Raw genomic sequence first — 18,462 nt, forward strand, 5'->3', positions numbered from 1 at the left:
ACTCACTTCTTTCTATTTATTCTCTAAAAGATTACGAAGAAAATTAACTTCCTGCTCTAAATCCTGATATTTATCAGTATGATTTAATTTCTCTGTCATATCATCTAATGCACATTGTCGTTGATATATTAAATACTCTATATATTTCATCCAAAGTGGTGGTCTATCTTGTTCCAATAAAGCCCCTACAGACCACAACAAGGAGTCTTCCGGTAACGATTGATAAACATCTACATATTCAGTCATACCTGTATAAGCTTCCACGCAGTCATTGCGCACGGCTAAAAATGCTGTATAGAGCTTACCAGCATCTTCTACGATAATTTCTAGAACAATAACATATCCCTTTTGAACCATATATTGACGTAATTCTTTTTGTCCATTCTGTGGTTGGAGTACATAGAACTCTAATGGTTCTGGGCCTGCATCTACAATATCTCGCATTAAAAATCCACCCATACCACAACAAATGGCGCCGTTCAACTCGCCCTTTTCTGTCACTTTAAGACCATCGCCTAAACGACAATCTACTTTATCGGCTAGTCCACAAGACTCAACATATGATCTTGCAGACTCTAACGGACCTTTATGTACATCACCGGCAATGACATATTCAGCGCGTTGACGGTTGATGAGCTCTACCGCTAAATAGCCATGATCGGTACCGATATCGGCAATGGCATGAGCCTTAGGTACGATTGAGAATACCGCTTCTAGGCGGTCCATCATAGGTCTAGGTTCCATAACTTCCTCTACTATTACTAATCATTTATTCTTAATTACTAATTCTTGATTATTTTCTTACTTATTTGTTCTCGTTTATATAGCTCTAAACACAATACTATTCTGAAATAATCTCTATTATGTTACCTCAAAATGAGCTACATATAAAAATAACCGTCCTTGAAATCTCAAGGACGGTAGATATCAACATAATGGTGGGCCCACCTGGGTTCGAACCAGGGACCGACCGGTTATGAGCCGGTTGCTCTACCCCTGAGCTATAGGCCCTCAGTTAGTTTCTAGCTTATTAATTATACCGAATAGACTATCATTTAGTCAAGGAAACTCAAATCTTAAGACTGTTTCATTAGCATAAAACGGTGAATCATATGATCTTCGTTAAATACGCCTTTAGTAGTTAGTGTAGTCGTTTGGCTATCTGTAGATTTAATGCCTCGTGCACTCATGCAGCTGTGCGACGATATAATGTGCACAATAACATCATTAGACCCTGTCGCTAAAGAAATTACTTCCGCAATATCTTCACCAATTTTTTCTTGCAATTGTAAACGCTTGCAACACATTTCAGCTATGCGAGGAATCTTAGATAAACCTATGACACGACCTTTTGGTATATACCCAATACTGATACTCATATCATACATCAATGCCATATGATGTTCACAATGAGAGAAGCAAGTAATATCCTTTACTACTACCATTTGATTTGTATCTACAGCGAAGGTTTTACCATACATTTCTGCAATTTCAGCATTTGTATACTGAATGCCTTCATATACCTCTTCCATCATTTGAGCTACCCGTTTCGGTGTTTCTAACAAACCGTCCCGATTAGGATCCTCACCTAGTGCTTCTAACAACTGATATATAAGCGATTCTATTTTTTTTGTATCCATATTTACCCCTTTATATCAAGATTCCATCAGATCCCATATCATACTATGCATAAAAAAAGATACTGACACTACACATCCTAATAATACTATACACCCTTTGTATCTGGATCCCAGACAAATTTATGGATTTGCAGTTGAAATCGTACATTTTGCAAATTATATGCTTTCATATAATCGATAATCAATACCGCTTCAATCTGTCCCCATACAGGCGATACATATATTTGAGCCGCTGTAGGATATTGGTCAATTATGCGACGCATACAATCCAAATCTTCTGGAGAACCAACGACAAACTTGATAAGATCTCGTTCTGTAGCCACCTTGAATATGTCTATATTCATAGACTCTTCGGCTAAAGAAGACGGTGTTTTATAATCGTAGGTAAACCACACATTATCTCTATGAAAACTCGGTATAATCGTGCCATTTGTTTCAATATTGAAATCATAAAGGCTATTATTAAGCATCTCTCGTTTATCAAATTTATCTATATCAATAATACAAGTTGAACCAGCTTGACCTGATGTATTATCCTGCATTGTTTCAGCCTTCCGACGATTTAACTCATCGATTAGCTCTACTACAGCGGCTTCTTGCAATAAGGGCTCCCCACCAGTAATAGTAATGCGATGATTACCTAAGCTTTCAATAACATCAGCCACCTCAGCTACAGTCATCTCTGTGAAAATACTATCAATGCCGTAACTATAAGTCGTATCGCAATAGGAACAGCGAATATTGCAATCATGAAGACGTAAAAATGTAGTCAGCAAGCCTTGCCGACTACCTTCCCCATCAATAGAGGCAAAAATCTCAATCACGTTCATAAACAGCTGTGTTCCCTTCAGATTCTTGAACCTCTACTTTAAAGCATTTTGGGCCCAATTCATCAGCAATCCATTTTGCCATATTCTCCGCAGTGGGATTAATGTCACCTAGTACATCGTTGATATGGCGATGATCCAAGCGACCATGAATTTTTTCTTTAATAATCGTAAAGTCGATGACCATCCCGTTATGATCTAACTCTTCAGAGCGTGCATGAACTGTAATAATCCAGTTATGCCCATGAAGATTTTGACATTTACTCGGATAATCTAGTTTTAATTGATGAGATGCACTCACCTCTAACCGTTTAGTAACTGTAAACATTATATCTCCTATCTATTACATAAGCTTTCAACTTATATCTATTACATAAGACTTATCGCTATTACATGAAACCCTTGTCTATTACATAAGTCTTATCACAAAATATTTTTTATTGTAAGATATTATTATTTTTTATTATAACACAAAAGGGTTGTAATACAGTGCTATACAACACTGCATTACAACCCTTAAGAGTTTCAAAATATTATAAGAAGTCTTTGATTTTATCACGTTTACCGCGATTGCGCAATTTAGTAAGCGCTTTACCTTCAATCTGACGAATACGTTCTCTTGTTACATTGAAATGTTGACCAACTTCTTCCAATGTACGAGGCTTACCATCCTTCAAACCAAAACGTAAAATCAAGACTTGTTGCTCACGATCAGTCAAGCATGTAAATACATCTTCAATCTGCTCTTGCAATAAAATGTAGCTAGCTGCATCGTCTGGAGCAATTGCATCTTGGTCCTCGATGAAGTCCCCTAAATGGGAATCTTCCTCTTCACCAATCGGAGTTTCCAAGGATACTGGCTCTTGAGCGATTTTCTGAATTTCACGCACCCGCTCTACAGTAATTCCCATACCTTCAGCAATTTCTTCTGGCAATGGCTCACGACCCTTGTCTTGCAACAATTGTCTAGAAATACGAATCAATTTATTAATTGTTTCTACCATATGTACAGGAATACGAATCGTACGAGCTTGGTCTGCAATAGCACGCGTAATTGCTTGACGAATCCACCATGTAGCATACGTAGAAAATTTATAACCTTTAGTATAATCGAATTTATCTACCGCTTTGATTAGACCTAAGTTACCTTCTTGGATTAGATCCAAGAACAACATACCGCGACCTACATAACGTTTTGCGATACTTACAACTAGTCGCAAGTTAGCATCTACCAATTTTTTCTTTGCCTTTTTGCTAAGTTGAATATCTTTATATGTAGCATCCTCTTGAGCACCAGCTTCAATTTGCTTAGCTAATACGATTTCTTCATCAGCTGAAAGCAATGGCACTCGACCAATCTCTTTTAGGTACATTCGTACAGGGTCATCGATATTAACACCAGAATCAACACTTAAATCGATAGCAATTTTTTTCTCGCTAGAAACTTCGTCTTCATCTTCATCCGTTTCAATTGTATGATTATCTGTATCATCAGCATCAATATCTGCCACAATCTCAACATTCAATTTACCCAAAGTCGTATAAATATCATCTAATTGTTCCGCAGTAATTTCCGTCTGCTCATGAAGAGCATCTGAAATCTCGGATTGTGTCAACACACCGCTCTTACGGCCTTTTTCAAGAAGTTGCTCAACAATCTCCTCTATTTGACTTTTTTGTACTTTCTTAGCCACAGCGCTCTCCTTTTTAACCATTAATGATTTACTTAGACCATTCTCTAATTAAATTCTGTATTTCCTGACACTTATGTAATTCGCTAATAAACGTCGAATCTCCTGCTCGTTTTAATTGATCCGCCATAATCGAATGCGCTTTATACTGTTCACGCAATGAATGGAGCCTTATCTTGCGGATTAATGCAGGCACTTGTACCTTATATTCATCGTCACTCATGACGACCAACCTAGAGTAAATATCGTATTCTTGAGAAGATAAAACAGATTGAATTGCAGTTTCATCTAGACGACCTTCGGACTTATACAAGGTGAATAGCTTTTCTATTATACCTCGATATTCAATTTTTTCAAAGTCCTCTAATGGCAAATAGCTCATCATATGTTGTAATACTTCGCCATTTGTGAAAGCTAAGGATAATAATTTTTCCGCATCACCCCTTGGTAAATCCTGTGTTGGCAAAGGTGTCGATGCCGTATCCACTAATTCAATTTGTCCTTTTTTCACATAATCTCTAAAGTATCTAAAAATAGTACTATTATCAAGCCATAATGGCAATGCCAATGTTTTTAAAGCATCATCTCTCTGCGTTTGACTATCTATATTTGCAATATATGGGAAAACATCTGCCATAACAGCCTGCTTTCCTTCTGTATCATTTGTATCGTGTTTAATTAAAGACTCACTTAATAGATAATCAAGAGGCTTAACAGCTTTAGCAACTAACTCCTTAAATGCCTGCCCCCCATGATTACGCACATAATCATCTGGATCTTTGCCGTCTGGCATAGCAAGGACACGCACCTTAAAATCCGTATTTTGCAATAATTCAATAGCTCTAGCAGCCGCTTGACGACCAGCACCATCCATATCATAAGCTAACACGATTTCTTCAGCCTGCCTCATCAAGATATGTCCATGATCTCTTGTATAAGCAGTCCCCAATGATGCGACTACATTAGTAACACCATGATTATGAGCAGATATAACATCCATATAGCCTTCTACAAGAATAGCTTGTTTTTCCTCACGAATAGATTTATAAGCCTTATCAAAAGCAAATAGAAGTTTACCTTTTTCAAAGATTGATGACTCTGGAGAGTTTAAATATTTTGGTGTACTATCATCCATAACGCGCCCACCAAAAGCAACTACTCGCCCTTTACCATCCATAATGGGGAACATAATTCTATTTCTGAAGAAGTCATAAAATTGACCCTTTTGATTCTTTCGGACAAGATTCAACTCCAAGAGAATGGAATCATCAATACCACGGTCATGAAAGGCACGATATAACTTATCCCAACCATCAGGAGCAAAACCAAGTTTAAATTGTTCTATGGTTTCTTGTGTGAGCCCCCTCTTTTTCAAATAATCTAATCCCACTTTACCAATAGACGTTTGAGTGAGACAGTTATGGAAAAAGGTGGTTGCTAAATCAGAAGCTTCATACAGTTTTTTACGTCTTTCATCTCTAGCTCTTTGCTCAGGTGAAAGTTTCGCCTCTGGCAATGGAATATTAGCTCGATTAGCTAGCCGTTCTAGGGCTTCTACAAAGGTTAAATGCTCTAATTCCATAAGAAATTTAATAGCATTTCCTGATGCATGGCAACCAAAACAATAATAAAAACCCTTTTCAGGAGCTACGCTAAAGGATGGCGTTTTTTCATTATGAAATGGACAACAACCCCAATAGTTCTTGCCGCGTTTCTTTAAAGCTACATGCTCGGATACAACTGACACGATATCATTAGCATCTTTGATTTGTTCAATCAACTCATTTTCAAAATATCGGCTCATAGCCAACGCCTCCTTCCCCATATATATATTAATTCTATATACAAATAAAAAATCCTCTATTTGTAAAGCATTTTAATCAATTAAATTATAAAAATAATATAAAAAAGCTTGATACGAATCATAGGAATCATCATCTACAATGTAATGTACATGATGATTTCTATACGCCGTATATAGCAATATGTAATTACCGAAACTTTGATAACAATAGGCTGCAATGAAAACATTGCAGCCTATACTTATCGCTTATAGCATATTATTTTGCGTAATCCACAACGCGAGTTTCACGAATAATTACGACCTTAATTTGGCCTGGATATTCAAGTTCTGACTCGATGCGTTTTACGATATTCCGAACAAGTAATGTAGACTCAGCTTCATCAATCTTATCCGGCTTTACTACAACGCGAATCTCACGACCGGCTTGAATAGCAAAACATTTTTCAACGCCTTCGAAGGATTCAGCGATTTCTTCCAATTTAGATAAACGTTTTAAGTAGTTTTCTAATGTTTCTCGACGTGCTCCTGGACGGGCAGCGGAGATAGCATCAGCGGCAGCTACTAATACAGCTTCTACTGTTTGGAACTCTTCATCACCATGATGAGCACCAATACAGTTAATTACTGCTGCACTTTCACGATATTTACGAGCCACATCAACACCGATTTGAACATGAGAACCTTCAAGTTCACGGTCTAATGCTTTACCAATATCATGAATCAAACCACCTCGTTTAGCCAAAGTTACATCACAGCCTAGTTCAGCTGCCATTAAACCTGCTAAATGAGATACTTCAATGGAATGTTTCAATACGTTTTGACCATAACTAGTACGATATTTCAAACGGCCTAAAATCTTAACAATTTCAGGATGTAAGCCGTGAACATCAGCTTCAAATGTCGCTTGTTCACCAGCCTCTTTAATAGTTTGGTCCACCTCTTTACGAGCTTTACCAACCATTTCTTCAATACGAGCTGGATGGATACGACCATCTACAATCAATTTTTCCAGCGCAATACGAGCCACTTCACGACGAATTGGATCGAAGCCGGAAAGAATAACTGCTTCTGGCGTGTCATCGATAATCAAATCAATACCTGTTAATGTTTCGAGTGCACGAATGTTACGGCCCTCACGACCGATAATGCGACCCTTCATTTCATCATTAGGCAATGCCACTACGGATACGGTAGTTTCCGCTACATGGTCAGCTGCACAACGTTGGATAGCAGAGGAGATAATTTCTTTCGCTTTTTTCTCCGCTTCATCCTTAGCTTGCTGCTCCATTTCCTTAACCATAATCGCCGTTTCATGACGGATTTCTTGTTCCACATTCGTTAACAAGATATTTTTTGCTTCTTCAAACGTCATGCCAGAAATACGTTCTAATTCTGCCATTTGTTTTTCATACAAAGCTTCTACCTTTTCACGGCTTTGGGCTAAGTCAGCTTCTTTGCGATGTAAAGCTTCCTCTTTGTGCTCAATATTGTCTAATTTTTTATCCAAAGATTCTTCTTTTTGAAGAATACGACGTTCCATACGTTGAAGTTCAGAACGACGATCTTTATTTTCTCGTTCCACATCAGAACGGAGCTTATGAATTTCTTCTTTCGCTTCTAATAAAGCTTCTTTCTTTTTAGACTCAGCTGTGCGTTCACCATTTGCAATGATGCGTGCAGCCTCTTGTTCAGCTTGATTCAGTTTTCCTTCAGCAATATTTTTTCTTAAAAAATAGCCTACCCCTAGTCCAATCAGTACCATTACCACTGCAATTAGACTATACTCTAAAATTTCTTTCACCTCCTTCTATTTCTCAAAATTGAGCTTTCATGCTCCTTTTTATGCCCTTTATGCATTAAATTATCAATTAGCCATATCATCATATAAATAAATAAGGCTATTATTAATTTTAGACTTCAAAGCCCTTTCTGTCAAGATTTTACAAGCTTAGTAAGGCCTCTCAAAAAGCATAATTTATTCATAAAAATCATTGCATACAACTTGAATTGTGCTTGTTGAGAACCCCCTGTATTTGAGAAAACTGAAAACCTTTACCCGAGGAGTCTTTTCTTCATTGAGAATAGATCCAAACTTTTTCTCTACCACCCGATAAGCAGCTTTTACCTCATCATAAGCAGAAATTTCTTGAGGAATCGCAAGTCCTCGAAGTTTCATTTTTTGCTTAATCATATAAGCACCGTATTTTTGTTCTTTCATCAAATAGGTTAATACTTGCTCCGATAAACGTTCATCATTGATGTAATCATAATCTCTAAGGCGCTCAAGGACCCTCTCAATGATAGGGTCCTCGAATTGTTTACGTCTCATTTTTTGTGTCAGTTCATAAGAACTAAGAAAGCGTTGAGCTAAGAAGCGATACGCTTGATCCATAGCAGCTTGCATCGTTTCGTCACTCATGATTATACTTCTTCAGTTACTTCTTCACCGATTACATCGATTTCTTCAGTACCAACAGCTAATGTATCACGAATAATGCGATCGATTTCATCAGCTATTTGTGGATTGTCTAGCAAGTATTGTTTAGCCGCTTCTTTACCTTGGCCCATACGTTCCCCATTATAAGAATACCAAGCACCAGATTTATTAATAATTTCCATATTTGTACCAATATCAATAAGTGTGCCAGTTTTAGAAATACCTTCGCCATACATCAAATCAAATTCAGCGGTCTTAAATGGAGGTGCCACCTTATTTTTAACAACTTTGACTTTTGTGCGAGCACCAACATTTTCATTATTTGCTTTGATCAATTCCCCTTTACGAACATCAAGACGCACAGAAGAATAGAATTTCAACGCACGACCACCAGTTGTTGTTTCAGGATTACCAAACATAACACCTACTTTTTCACGCAATTGGTTGATGAAGATAACAACTGTTTTGGATTTACTGATGATACCAGTCAATTTACGCAAGGCTTTACTCATCAAACGAGCTTGTAAACCTACATGAGCGTCACCCATTTCACCATCAATTTCCGCTTTAGGTACCAATGCTGCTACGGAGTCAACTACAACAATATCTACTGCACCACTGCGAACAAGGGCTTCTGTAATTTCAAGAGCTTGTTCTCCATTATCTGGTTGAGAAATCAACAAATTATTGATATCTACACCCAAATTGCGAGCATATACAGGATCCATCGCATGCTCCGCATCAATAAATGCTGCAATGCCACCTTGTTTTTGAGCTTCTGCTACCGCGTGAAGAGCTACTGTTGTTTTACCAGAAGATTCTGGACCATAGATTTCAATTACACGACCACGAGGGAAACCACCTACACCAACAGCAATATCGATAGCTAGAGAACCAGAGGAAATCACCTCTACATTCATGCGATCTGCCGCCTCACCAAGACGCATAATAGCACCTTTACCAAAATCTTTTTCAATTTGTTTTAATGCGTTATCCAACGCTGCTTGTCTACCATCTACAGCCATTATTTTATTTCCCCTTTTCTGTTATATAAGTATAAACATAGTAAAGTGCTAGCTCTGCTGCACTTTGTCTAATATCTTCTCGATTGCCAATTAAATTAGCTTTATGGGCTACCGTACCATGTGGACCAGTAACACCAAACCAAACAAGACCAACAGGCTTTTCTAGCGTACCGCCTCCAGGACCAGCTATGCCTGTCGTAGAAACAGCATATGTTGTTTGACCAACAATTCGTGCCCCCTCTGCCATAGCCTTAGCCACTTGCTCACTAACAGCACCATACGCATCTAGCATATCTTGTGGTACACCTAAAACACGATGTTTCACATCATTACTATACGAGATGACACCGCCCATATAGTACTCACTACTACCACTGACATTAGTAAGAAGCTTGCCAACCAATCCTGATGTACAAGATTCAGCAGTACTAATAGTGCTGTGTTCCTCTAGCAAGGTACGACCTAGTGTTTCCTCCATAGAAATTGTTAAGTCGCGTCCTATGCGAGAACCTAAACGCTCTCGTATGATAGCATCCCAAGGATTTAATAGTTCTTGCGCCGCTTCTAATGTTTCAGCCTTAGCAGTGATACGAACCTCAATGTAGCCCTTTTTAATAAGCAAAGCGATCGTCGGATTAGATTGCTTCTTAATGAGATCCATCAAGGTGCTTTCTAAATCGATTTCACGAATATCATATACACCATAACGATAAGATGTAACAACCCCTTGAGAACCAAATCGACCATTTAAATAAGGAACTACGCTCTCTTGAAACATTCCCTTCATTTCTCCAGGAGGTCCAGGTAGAAGTATGTATGTAGTGTCACCATCTTCAACGACGACACCTGGTGCAACTCCAACAGGGTTATATAATACCTTCGCCCCTTCTGGTAATTGTGCCTCTCGCCGACTCGCATCAGGTATAGTACGGTTTACACTTTTAAAGAACCTTTCAAGCTCATTCATGGCCTCTTGATTAAACACAATAGGTCTACCAATTGAATCGGCAAGTACATTACGTGTAATATCGCCCTGCGTAGGTCCTAACCCACCAGTACTAATAACGATATCAGCCCTTGTACTAGCGAGCTGAAAGACTTCAGCCATTCGTTTCGGATTATCACCTACCACTGATTGATGGGCAATGGTATATCCTAGTTTATTCAACTCTTGTGCCAGCCATGATACATTCGTATTTACTGTATCACCTAGCAATAATTCTGAACCTGTAGAGATAAGTTCTACAATCATCAGATCACCTCCACAATCGAATATATCGAACTGTGTATTATTCTACAACTGTAGCTACTACATCATAAGCAAAGCCTTGCTCTACTTGTACCTTAAGAATATCACCAGGTTGAATGTCTTCACCGCAGTCTTCAATGTACATATTACCATCTACATCAGGTGCTTGAGATTTCAATCGACCTTTTGCAAGCAATGTGTTATTCTCGCCTTCTTCGATTTCCTCTACCATCGCATAATCAATGGTACCTTCTAAATCGCGATTGTTCTCTTCAGAGATAGCAGCTTGGATGGACATAAGAACGTGATAACGCTCTTCTTTGACCGCTTCTGGTATTTGGTCTTCACGAGCACCAGCTGGTGTGCCAGCCTCTTGAGAATATGTAAATACGCCCATGTTATCAAATTTGATTTCTTTTACAAAGTCACAAAGTTCCTCAAATTGTTCATCTGTTTCACCAGGAAATCCAACGATGATAGAGGTGCGCAATGTAATATGAGTCGGCGCATTTCTAATTTTCTTAAGCAAACGCTCAATATCATTGCGATCGTCTCGACGATTCATTTGTTTCAAGATATCGTTATTAACATGTTGCAATGGAATATCTACATATTTACAAAGCTTTGGCTCATTAACTATAATATCTAACAATTCATCAGAGAAGAATGTCGGATATAGGTATAGCATGCGAATCCATTCTATGCCCTCTACAGTTGTTAATTCTTTTAACAATGTAGTCAACAATGGTTTACCATTATTAAGGTCGATGCCATAACTTGTGGTATCTTGAGCGATAAGGACAACTTCCTTAACCCCTGTCGCTGCCAATCGTTCCACTTCAGCCTTGATAGACTCGATAGTCCGACTACGGAATGCACCGCGTACCTTTGGAATAATACAGAATGTACACCCGTTATTACAGCCTTCCGCAATTTTAACATATGCACTATAACGAGGTGTTGTTTGAATACGAGGCATGCGCTCATCATAGATATTCGTAATATTTTCCATTATACAACTACGATTGCCGTGCTCAATAGCATCAACGGCTACCATAACTTGATCCCATGCACCGGTACCGATTAATGCATCAATTTCAGGAATTTCTTGGAATAATTCATCCTGATATTGTTGGCTAAGACAACCTGCTACGATAAGGCCCTTACAAGCACCATCTTCCTTATATTGAGCAACCTCAAGGATGGTATTAATAGACTCAGCCTTAGCTTTTTCAATAAAAGTACAGGTATTTACAACGATAAGATCTGCTTCGCTTAAGTCTTCTGTAATTGAATAGCCATTATCTCTCAATAATCCTAACATTACCTCTGTATCTACTAAATTTTTAGCACAACCTAGGCTAACATATCCTAATTTTTTCCCCATTCCATATCCTTTCGTCACTAGATTCTTTTTTTATTTCTTGGATTTATACAGCTGACTTAGTCCTTACGGAATCGTACCTGGCTAACCCAATGATTTAACAATAACTTTTTACCTTCTAGGGTATAGCCACCATTCACAGGCCATAACACTAAATCATGCCCTATAGAATCTTTTGGCTCATCCATCTCAGGATTAGTAAATATATAGGTAAAATTCTTTTCTACCATATATTTCGCCGTTTTAGAAGATAGTAACCAATTAATAAACTCTACACTATCTGCTTTATGTTTTGAATTTTTTAAAACAGCAGCACCAGTCACATAATAAGACGTACCATCTTTAGGATAAATGATCTTAATTGGATACCCATGATGACTATATTGCGCCGCATCAGACAAGTTACCAATACCAATATTTGTCTCCCCTAGCGCAGTTAAGCGTATTGGAGTAGACAAAAATTTAGCATGTTGAACCACATGAGGCTTCAAACTATACAAGTATTCAAGAGCCTCTGGTTCCCCTTTGTACTCTACCATATTGTATAGCAAATTGGCCGCATTCTGAGATGCTACAAAATCAGTCATAACGATAGACCAATCACCTTGTTTTCCCAATGTTTCCCATGTAGTAATATATTTACCAATGCCATTATGGAAGGTATCATTCTGAACAAATACGATTGGATCGTACCAGAGACCAACCCAATAGCCATTTGGATCCTTTAGATTATCACGTACCTCGTCAATACGTTCATTGACGATGGGCATATATTTACCTGCATTGGCACCAACTACGAGATTATCTTCAGAAGTTAGCACCAAATCACCAGAAGTATCAGCCACGGTAGAAGCCGACCGTTGCGACATTTGTTCCTCTGTAAGAGGCATTACAGTAACTTTTACCTTTTGTTCCTCTTCATAACGCTCAGCAAGCATAGCTGTCAAAGTATTAGGTAAGTCCGTATAGACTATAATTTCACCACGAATAGGCTCTTTGGCCTGTTCTATTTGTTCTTGTTGGTAAAAGTTTATACCATAAATCAACATTCCTACCACAAATAATGCTAAGATGCTCGGAGCAATCCATCGTTTCATATATGCCTCCCATAAGACATAAAGTATCTTAAAATGAGAGTAGCTAGAGCTACTCTCTAGGTTTAACGACCACCAAAACTTTTATTAGATGTACGAACTTTAGTCACATCTCTACTACGCCTTTTGGCAGTCCGGCATTGATTCCTAGGTTCGCAATCTCGTTTGCCATTACGGAATTTACTAGATTGGCTAATACGCTTAGAATTTCCACTAATTGGGCGCGGTGGAATTAAGCATTCCAGGCCAAAGCCAATTAAATCACGTCGATTGGCTTCTATGAGAGCCTCTTTAACAAGATCATAGTTTTCAATATTTTTAAACTGCATCAAAGCGCGTTGTTTTGCTTTATCTCGCCCCTTTTTAGCAACATAAACAGGCTTTCCATCTAGTGGATTTATGCCCGTATAATACATGCAAGTAGAAAGACTACCCGGTGTAGGGATAAAATCCTGTACTTGCTCAGGGTACATATGGTGGTCTCGTAAAAATTCCGCCAATTCAATAGCATCCTCTAACGCACAACCTGGATGAGAGCTCATAAAGTACGGAACTAAATATTGCTTCTTACCAAGCTTTTTATTCGCCTCTTCAAACCAAGACTTAAAGGTTAGAAATTCTTCCTTACCAGCTTTTCCCATCATATTGGTAACGCGTTTAGATACATGTTCTGGGGCTACCTTTAACTGACCACTTACGTGAAACTCACAAAGCTCCCGCACAAAGTCTTTATTGTTATCGGCTAGTACATAATCATAGCGCAAACCGGAACGAACAAAAACCTTTTTTACACCTTTTAGCTTACGTAGTTTACGCAGTAAAGCAATATAATCATCGTGATTTGTATTCAAGTTTTCACAAGGCTCTGGAGCCGCACAAGTACGCCCTTTACAAGCACCATAAACAGCCTGTTTATCACAAGCCAGATGGCGGAAATTTGCCGTAGGACCACCTACATCGTGGATATATCCCTTGAAGTTATCCATGTTGATCATCTTGTGTGCTTCGTCAATCAAAGACTCATGGCTACGATTTTGAATAATACGACCTTGGTGATTCGTGATGGCACAGAAAGAACAACTGCCAAAACAGCCACGTTGGCTTACAAGGCTAAACTGAACCTCGCTTAACGCTGGTACACCACCCTTATCATCGTATTTAGGATGCCACTTTCGAGTATATGGCAGGTTATAGACACCATCCATTTCGTCCTGCGTCAATGGTAAAGCAGGTGTGTTCTGAATGAGATATCTATCCCCATGTTTTTGGACTACAATACGACCATAGAACGGGTCTTGTTCATCGTATTGAATGCGAAATGCATCGGCAAAGTTCATCTTATCCGCCTTAATAGCTTCATAGGATGGGCACTCTACATAGTCAATAGTAGAAATTTCCTTTGCCATGTAGCAAATACCGCGTATAGACGGCAAGGACTCTTTAAATCGTCCTTGATCTAAGGCATCGGCTAGTTCAATGATTTGAAGCTCTCCCATACCATAGACGAGTACATCTGCCTTAGAATCTACTAAGATGGAGCGACGTACCGTATCTGACCAATAATCATAATGACCAAAGCGGCGCAAGGACGCTTCTATACCGCCAATGATAAGAGGTACATCACTGTAAGCCTCCTTCATGCGGTTAGCATATACCAAGGTAGCACGATCTGGACGATGACCTGATTCACCACCTGGAGAATAATCATCTTGACGGCGAATTTTCTTTGCTGCCGTAAATTTATTGAGCATTGAATCTAGATTTCCTGCCGTAACAAGGGATGCTAGACGTGGTTTACCTAGTTTTTTGAAAGCCTCTACATCATTCCAATCTGGTTGATCTATAATGCCTACACGATAACCTTTGGATTCCAAGTATCTACCGATAACCGCAGGCGCAAAGGATGGATGGTCCACATAAGCGTCCCCACTGATGAGAACGAAATCTAATTCAGCCCAACCACGTTCCTTCATATCCGAAGGTTCTGTTACTAAAAATCTATCCATTGATTGTGTAAATGCCTTTCTATCATGCCTAATCAGATACTAGAACAGGAATAACCATAGTAAAAATAATGCCATACAAACTAAAATAATCCCTAAAATAATGCGTTCTTGTACAATAGAGCGTTGACGTTTTCGTTGACGCGTTTCTAAGGACATACGCTTTTTAGATGTTTGGTATTCAACAAACTCACTTTGTACCAAATTAGGAGTTGCTTGAGCCTTCCGTCTTGTAACAGAACGTAAAGAAAAGGTATCTATGTCCCCTACTTGGCCCTGATATACTTTTACCAAGCGATCCCCATCAAGATCTAAGTAGTTACCATAGTTTCGAATAAAACCTTTTACGTAGACTTGACCAGGAATGATATCATAGTTACCATCTTCGATAGCCTCTAAATAGGTTGTTTTAATGTGCAGCACTTGCTCCACATCTTTAAAGGTTAGATTACGTCTTACCCGTTCACGTCGTAATTCTTCGCCTAATTCAGCCATTTTCGTTCCTTTCTAAATCTACGTAATATTCATATAGTAATTAGCTAATTATTGCTCATCATTGGAATCGGAGAAATATCTAGCCTTAGCTTGTTCAGGGCTCATTAAAATTTCTCGAGCCTTACTGCCCATGCTAGGGCCAACGATTTTAAGGTCTTCCATTGTATCTACAAGACGTGCCGCACGGGTGTAACCTATGCGGAAACGACGTTGCAACATCGATACGGAAGCTTGACCAGATTCCATAACGAGATTGACAGCTCGCTCTAATAATTCATCGCGGTAAACATCATTAGCATCAGAAGATTCTTTTTCAGCTTCCTTTTCCACTTCTTGAGTTACCGTATTATCATATTCTGGTTCTCGTTGAGCTTTCACAAACTCTACAAGTTTTTCTACCTCATCATCAGAAATGAAGGCTCCTTGTACACGAATAGGTTTATTTGCACCAATCGGAGCAAATAACATATCCCCTTTACCCAATAGTTTCTCTGCTCCTGCCATATCAAGAATGGTACGGGAGTCAATTTGAGAGCCTACAGCAAAGGAAATACGGCTTGGTACATTGGCCTTGATAGAACCGGTAATAACGTTAACAGATGGCCGCTGTGTAGCAAGAACCATGTGAATACCTGCGGCACGAGCCATTTGTGCTAAACGACTAATAGATTCTTCAATATCATCAGGAGCCGTCATCATAAGGTCAGCTAACTCGTCGATAATCAACACGATTAGCGGCATAGCAGCCTTAGGATGCGCTTCATTATAGCTCTTGATATCACGTTTACCAGATGCAGCAAACGCCTTATAACGAGCCTCCATTTCACGAACGGCCCAACGCAATACAGCTGCTGCTTTTTTCATATCCGTTACAACTGGAGCCATCAAGTGCGGAATTCCATTGTAAATAGACAATTCAACCATCTTAGGGTCGATTAATAATAACTTAACCTCTTCCGGTTTGCGGCTAAAGAGAATACTAGAAATTAATGTATTTACACATACGGATTTACCAGAACCAGTTGTACCAGCTACGAGCAAGTGAGGCATCTTCGCAAGGTCTGTAATAACAGGCTTTCCTGCAATATCCTTACCAAGACCGACAGGAATACCTCCACGAGCATCTTTAAAGTCACTGCAATCAAGTACATCGCGTAAATGAACGGCTTCTGTCGTTTTATTAGGGACCTCAATACCGATGGCAGATTTCCCTGGAATCGGAGCCTCCATACGAATATGTTGTGCTGCCAAATTGAGGGCAATATCATCTGTTAAATTAACGATACGACTCACTTTCACGCCTGGTGCAGGTTCAATTTCATAACGTGTAACAGTTGGGCCTTGTGTAGCATTAACAACCTTTGCAGTAATACCAAAGTCACTCAATACATGTTCAAGCATCATCGCATTTTGTGCTACTTCTTCACCATTGTTTTGACTCCCCTTCCCTTTCGCCAAAATATCTAGGCTTGGGAAATGGTAAGGTCTATCATAGGACCGATGAATCTGTCCATCTTTAGATACAGCTACTTGCGCCGTATCTTCTGTAGTACTAATAATGGACGGTACTTGTAAACCCATACCTGCCATACCAGCTCCAGCACTTACAGAGCTTGCAGCTGCACCCGTTCCTGGCACAGCGGAGGCAATAGCACCGTGATTCGTTTCTAATGGGCCTATTGTTGTATTTTGATAAGAGAATTTTGGTTCTTCATCATCAGAATTTTCTACAGTTTCAACCTCATCTGAATACTCTTCATCTGGTGTATATGAATAGTCCTCATCTGGAACATATACATAATCATCACTCGTAGATCTATGTATATCGGAGAATTGTTCAAAATCATCAGCTTCATAAGACTTCGTATCACCAAATGCTCCAGATATATTAGCCAATTGCTCAGCCGCACGATTACGTGCTTCTATCTCAGCCAATTCCTTCCAAGATGTAGGAGTTTTTTGTGACTCCATAGTAGTAACTGTATCTTCAATAGGATCAACATCTACAGCTGTAGTAGAGTCAAAGAGGTCTCTTCCTGTAGCAATGCCTTGTTTTTCCAATGCATCTAATGCTTGATCTGCCGCATCAGCAAAACGTGTATCTTTTTCCCTGTTATAAGCTTTACGCTGTTCTGCTGCTTCTTTACGTTGTTCATTCCAATCTTCAAAGACTTCTTTTGCAACAGCAACCTTCTCAGCAGCTACCTCTTTTGCAACATCAAGGCCAACCTGTGTTTTGTCCGCGGCCTTCTGTAATCCACTGCGCAAAGACAAACGTGTCACCAGTAATCCAAAAGCTATGAGTAAGAATACATCAAGAATAATAGCCCCTAGATTACCTAACAGTGTACGAAGGAATGTAGCAATTGCACCACCTACGAAACCACCTTGATTAGCTAGTTGTGTAGTAATGAGTTCCTGCCCCTCAGGAACGCGCCACAAGGGAACAAGAGCTAACAAAAATAGGAAAAACAAGGTCATTACAACCCCTCGTTTTGTAATGGAAATAAATGTATCCTTATATAATAATCTCCAACCTAACCAGAAAACGCATAAACAAGGAATAATACCCCCTAGGCCAAAGCCATAACGGAATATACCTGTTAAAATCTGTCCTACAAGGCCGAGTTCAAAGCCAAAAAAGCCCAGAAAGGAAATCACAGCAAAGGCAATGACAATAAGGCCTTTCACTTCGCTGCGCAAAGAAAAGCTTTGAGACTTTGATTGCTGTTTTGTACTTGTTCTCTTACGGCGTGTGTTGCGTCTTTTGGTGGAAGTATTTTCTTCTGCCATAAATCTATAAAAACCCCTTA

15 protein-coding genes and 1 tRNA gene are annotated in these 18,462 nt (G+C 39.1%); all 16 read right to left on the reverse strand.

Features of this window, described 5'->3' with window-relative positions; translation table 11 throughout:
- Positions 1 to 12: 12 nt before the first annotated feature.
- The 16 genes from B1A77_RS09180 to B1A77_RS09255 all read right to left on the reverse strand — a co-directional run bounded on the left by B1A77_RS09180 (position 13) and on the right by B1A77_RS09255 (position 18,442).
- On the reverse strand, positions 13 to 744 hold the full coding sequence (locus B1A77_RS09180) for a tRNA (adenine(22)-N(1))-methyltransferase (RefSeq protein WP_077708558.1): 732 nt from the start codon (positions 742 to 744) through the stop codon (positions 13 to 15).
- A gap of 192 nt (positions 745 to 936) precedes the next feature.
- Positions 937 to 1,011, reverse strand: a tRNA-Ile gene (locus tag B1A77_RS09185).
- Between the two features lie 65 nt (positions 1,012 to 1,076).
- Positions 1,077 to 1,640 carry a GTP cyclohydrolase I gene (gene folE, locus B1A77_RS09190; protein WP_021148327.1) on the reverse strand — a complete coding sequence of 188 codons (564 nt, stop codon included), beginning with the start codon at positions 1,638 to 1,640 and terminating at the stop codon, positions 1,077 to 1,079.
- 86 nt (positions 1,641 to 1,726) lie between these two features.
- Positions 1,727 to 2,470 (reverse strand): 4Fe-4S cluster-binding domain-containing protein, encoded by a 744-nt coding sequence (locus tag B1A77_RS09195; protein ID WP_042986446.1) that lies wholly within the window; start codon positions 2,468 to 2,470, stop codon positions 1,727 to 1,729.
- The gene (queD, locus tag B1A77_RS09200) at positions 2,457 to 2,795 is read right to left on the reverse strand and encodes a 6-carboxytetrahydropterin synthase QueD (protein ID WP_021148329.1); all 339 of its coding nucleotides are present in this window, start codon (positions 2,793 to 2,795) and stop codon (positions 2,457 to 2,459) included. The genes B1A77_RS09195 and queD overlap by 14 nt, the downstream gene beginning before the upstream one ends.
- Before the next feature lie 205 nt (positions 2,796 to 3,000).
- Positions 3,001 to 4,161: an RNA polymerase sigma factor RpoD gene (gene rpoD / locus B1A77_RS09205; RefSeq protein WP_077708559.1), complete on the reverse strand. Its 1,161-nt coding sequence runs from the start codon at positions 4,159 to 4,161 to the stop codon at positions 3,001 to 3,003.
- Positions 4,162 to 4,189: 28 nt separating this feature from the next.
- A complete protein-coding gene (dnaG, locus tag B1A77_RS09210; protein ID WP_077708560.1) occupies positions 4,190 to 5,962 on the reverse strand; it encodes a DNA primase in 1,773 nt (590 codons plus the stop codon).
- A gap of 256 nt (positions 5,963 to 6,218) precedes the next feature.
- The gene (gene rny, locus B1A77_RS09215; protein WP_038125528.1) at positions 6,219 to 7,724 is read right to left on the reverse strand and encodes a ribonuclease Y; all 1,506 of its coding nucleotides are present in this window, start codon (positions 7,722 to 7,724) and stop codon (positions 6,219 to 6,221) included.
- Between the two features lie 213 nt (positions 7,725 to 7,937).
- Positions 7,938 to 8,381: a regulatory protein RecX gene (locus B1A77_RS09220; protein WP_039965037.1), complete on the reverse strand. Its 444-nt coding sequence runs from the start codon at positions 8,379 to 8,381 to the stop codon at positions 7,938 to 7,940.
- A gap of 2 nt (positions 8,382 to 8,383) precedes the next feature.
- Positions 8,384 to 9,424: a recombinase RecA gene (gene recA, locus B1A77_RS09225; RefSeq protein ID WP_008601363.1), complete on the reverse strand. Its 1,041-nt coding sequence runs from the start codon at positions 9,422 to 9,424 to the stop codon at positions 8,384 to 8,386.
- A 4-nt stretch (positions 9,425 to 9,428) separates the two neighbouring features.
- Positions 9,429 to 10,676 (reverse strand): competence/damage-inducible protein A, encoded by a 1,248-nt coding sequence (locus B1A77_RS09230; protein ID WP_077708561.1) that lies wholly within the window; start codon positions 10,674 to 10,676, stop codon positions 9,429 to 9,431.
- Between the two features lie 37 nt (positions 10,677 to 10,713).
- Positions 10,714 to 12,060: a 30S ribosomal protein S12 methylthiotransferase RimO gene (gene rimO / locus B1A77_RS09235; protein WP_077708562.1), complete on the reverse strand. Its 1,347-nt coding sequence runs from the start codon at positions 12,058 to 12,060 to the stop codon at positions 10,714 to 10,716.
- 56 nt (positions 12,061 to 12,116) lie between these two features.
- Entirely contained in the window at positions 12,117 to 13,154 is a 1,038-nt protein-coding gene (locus B1A77_RS09240) for an ABC transporter substrate-binding protein (protein ID WP_077708563.1), read from the reverse strand.
- Between the two features lie 62 nt (positions 13,155 to 13,216).
- Positions 13,217 to 15,157 (reverse strand): YgiQ family radical SAM protein, encoded by a 1,941-nt coding sequence (locus tag B1A77_RS09245; RefSeq protein ID WP_077708564.1) that lies wholly within the window; start codon positions 15,155 to 15,157, stop codon positions 13,217 to 13,219.
- Positions 15,158 to 15,196: 39 nt separating this feature from the next.
- The gene (locus B1A77_RS09250; RefSeq protein ID WP_004698676.1) at positions 15,197 to 15,649 is read right to left on the reverse strand and encodes a helix-turn-helix domain-containing protein; all 453 of its coding nucleotides are present in this window, start codon (positions 15,647 to 15,649) and stop codon (positions 15,197 to 15,199) included.
- A gap of 48 nt (positions 15,650 to 15,697) precedes the next feature.
- Positions 15,698 to 18,442 (reverse strand): FtsK/SpoIIIE family DNA translocase, encoded by a 2,745-nt coding sequence (locus B1A77_RS09255; RefSeq protein WP_077708565.1) that lies wholly within the window; start codon positions 18,440 to 18,442, stop codon positions 15,698 to 15,700.
- Positions 18,443 to 18,462 lie beyond the last annotated feature (20 nt).

It is taken from the genome of Veillonella parvula (assembly GCF_002005185.1).
GTDB classification, from domain to species: domain Bacteria; phylum Bacillota; class Negativicutes; order Veillonellales; family Veillonellaceae; genus Veillonella; species Veillonella parvula_M.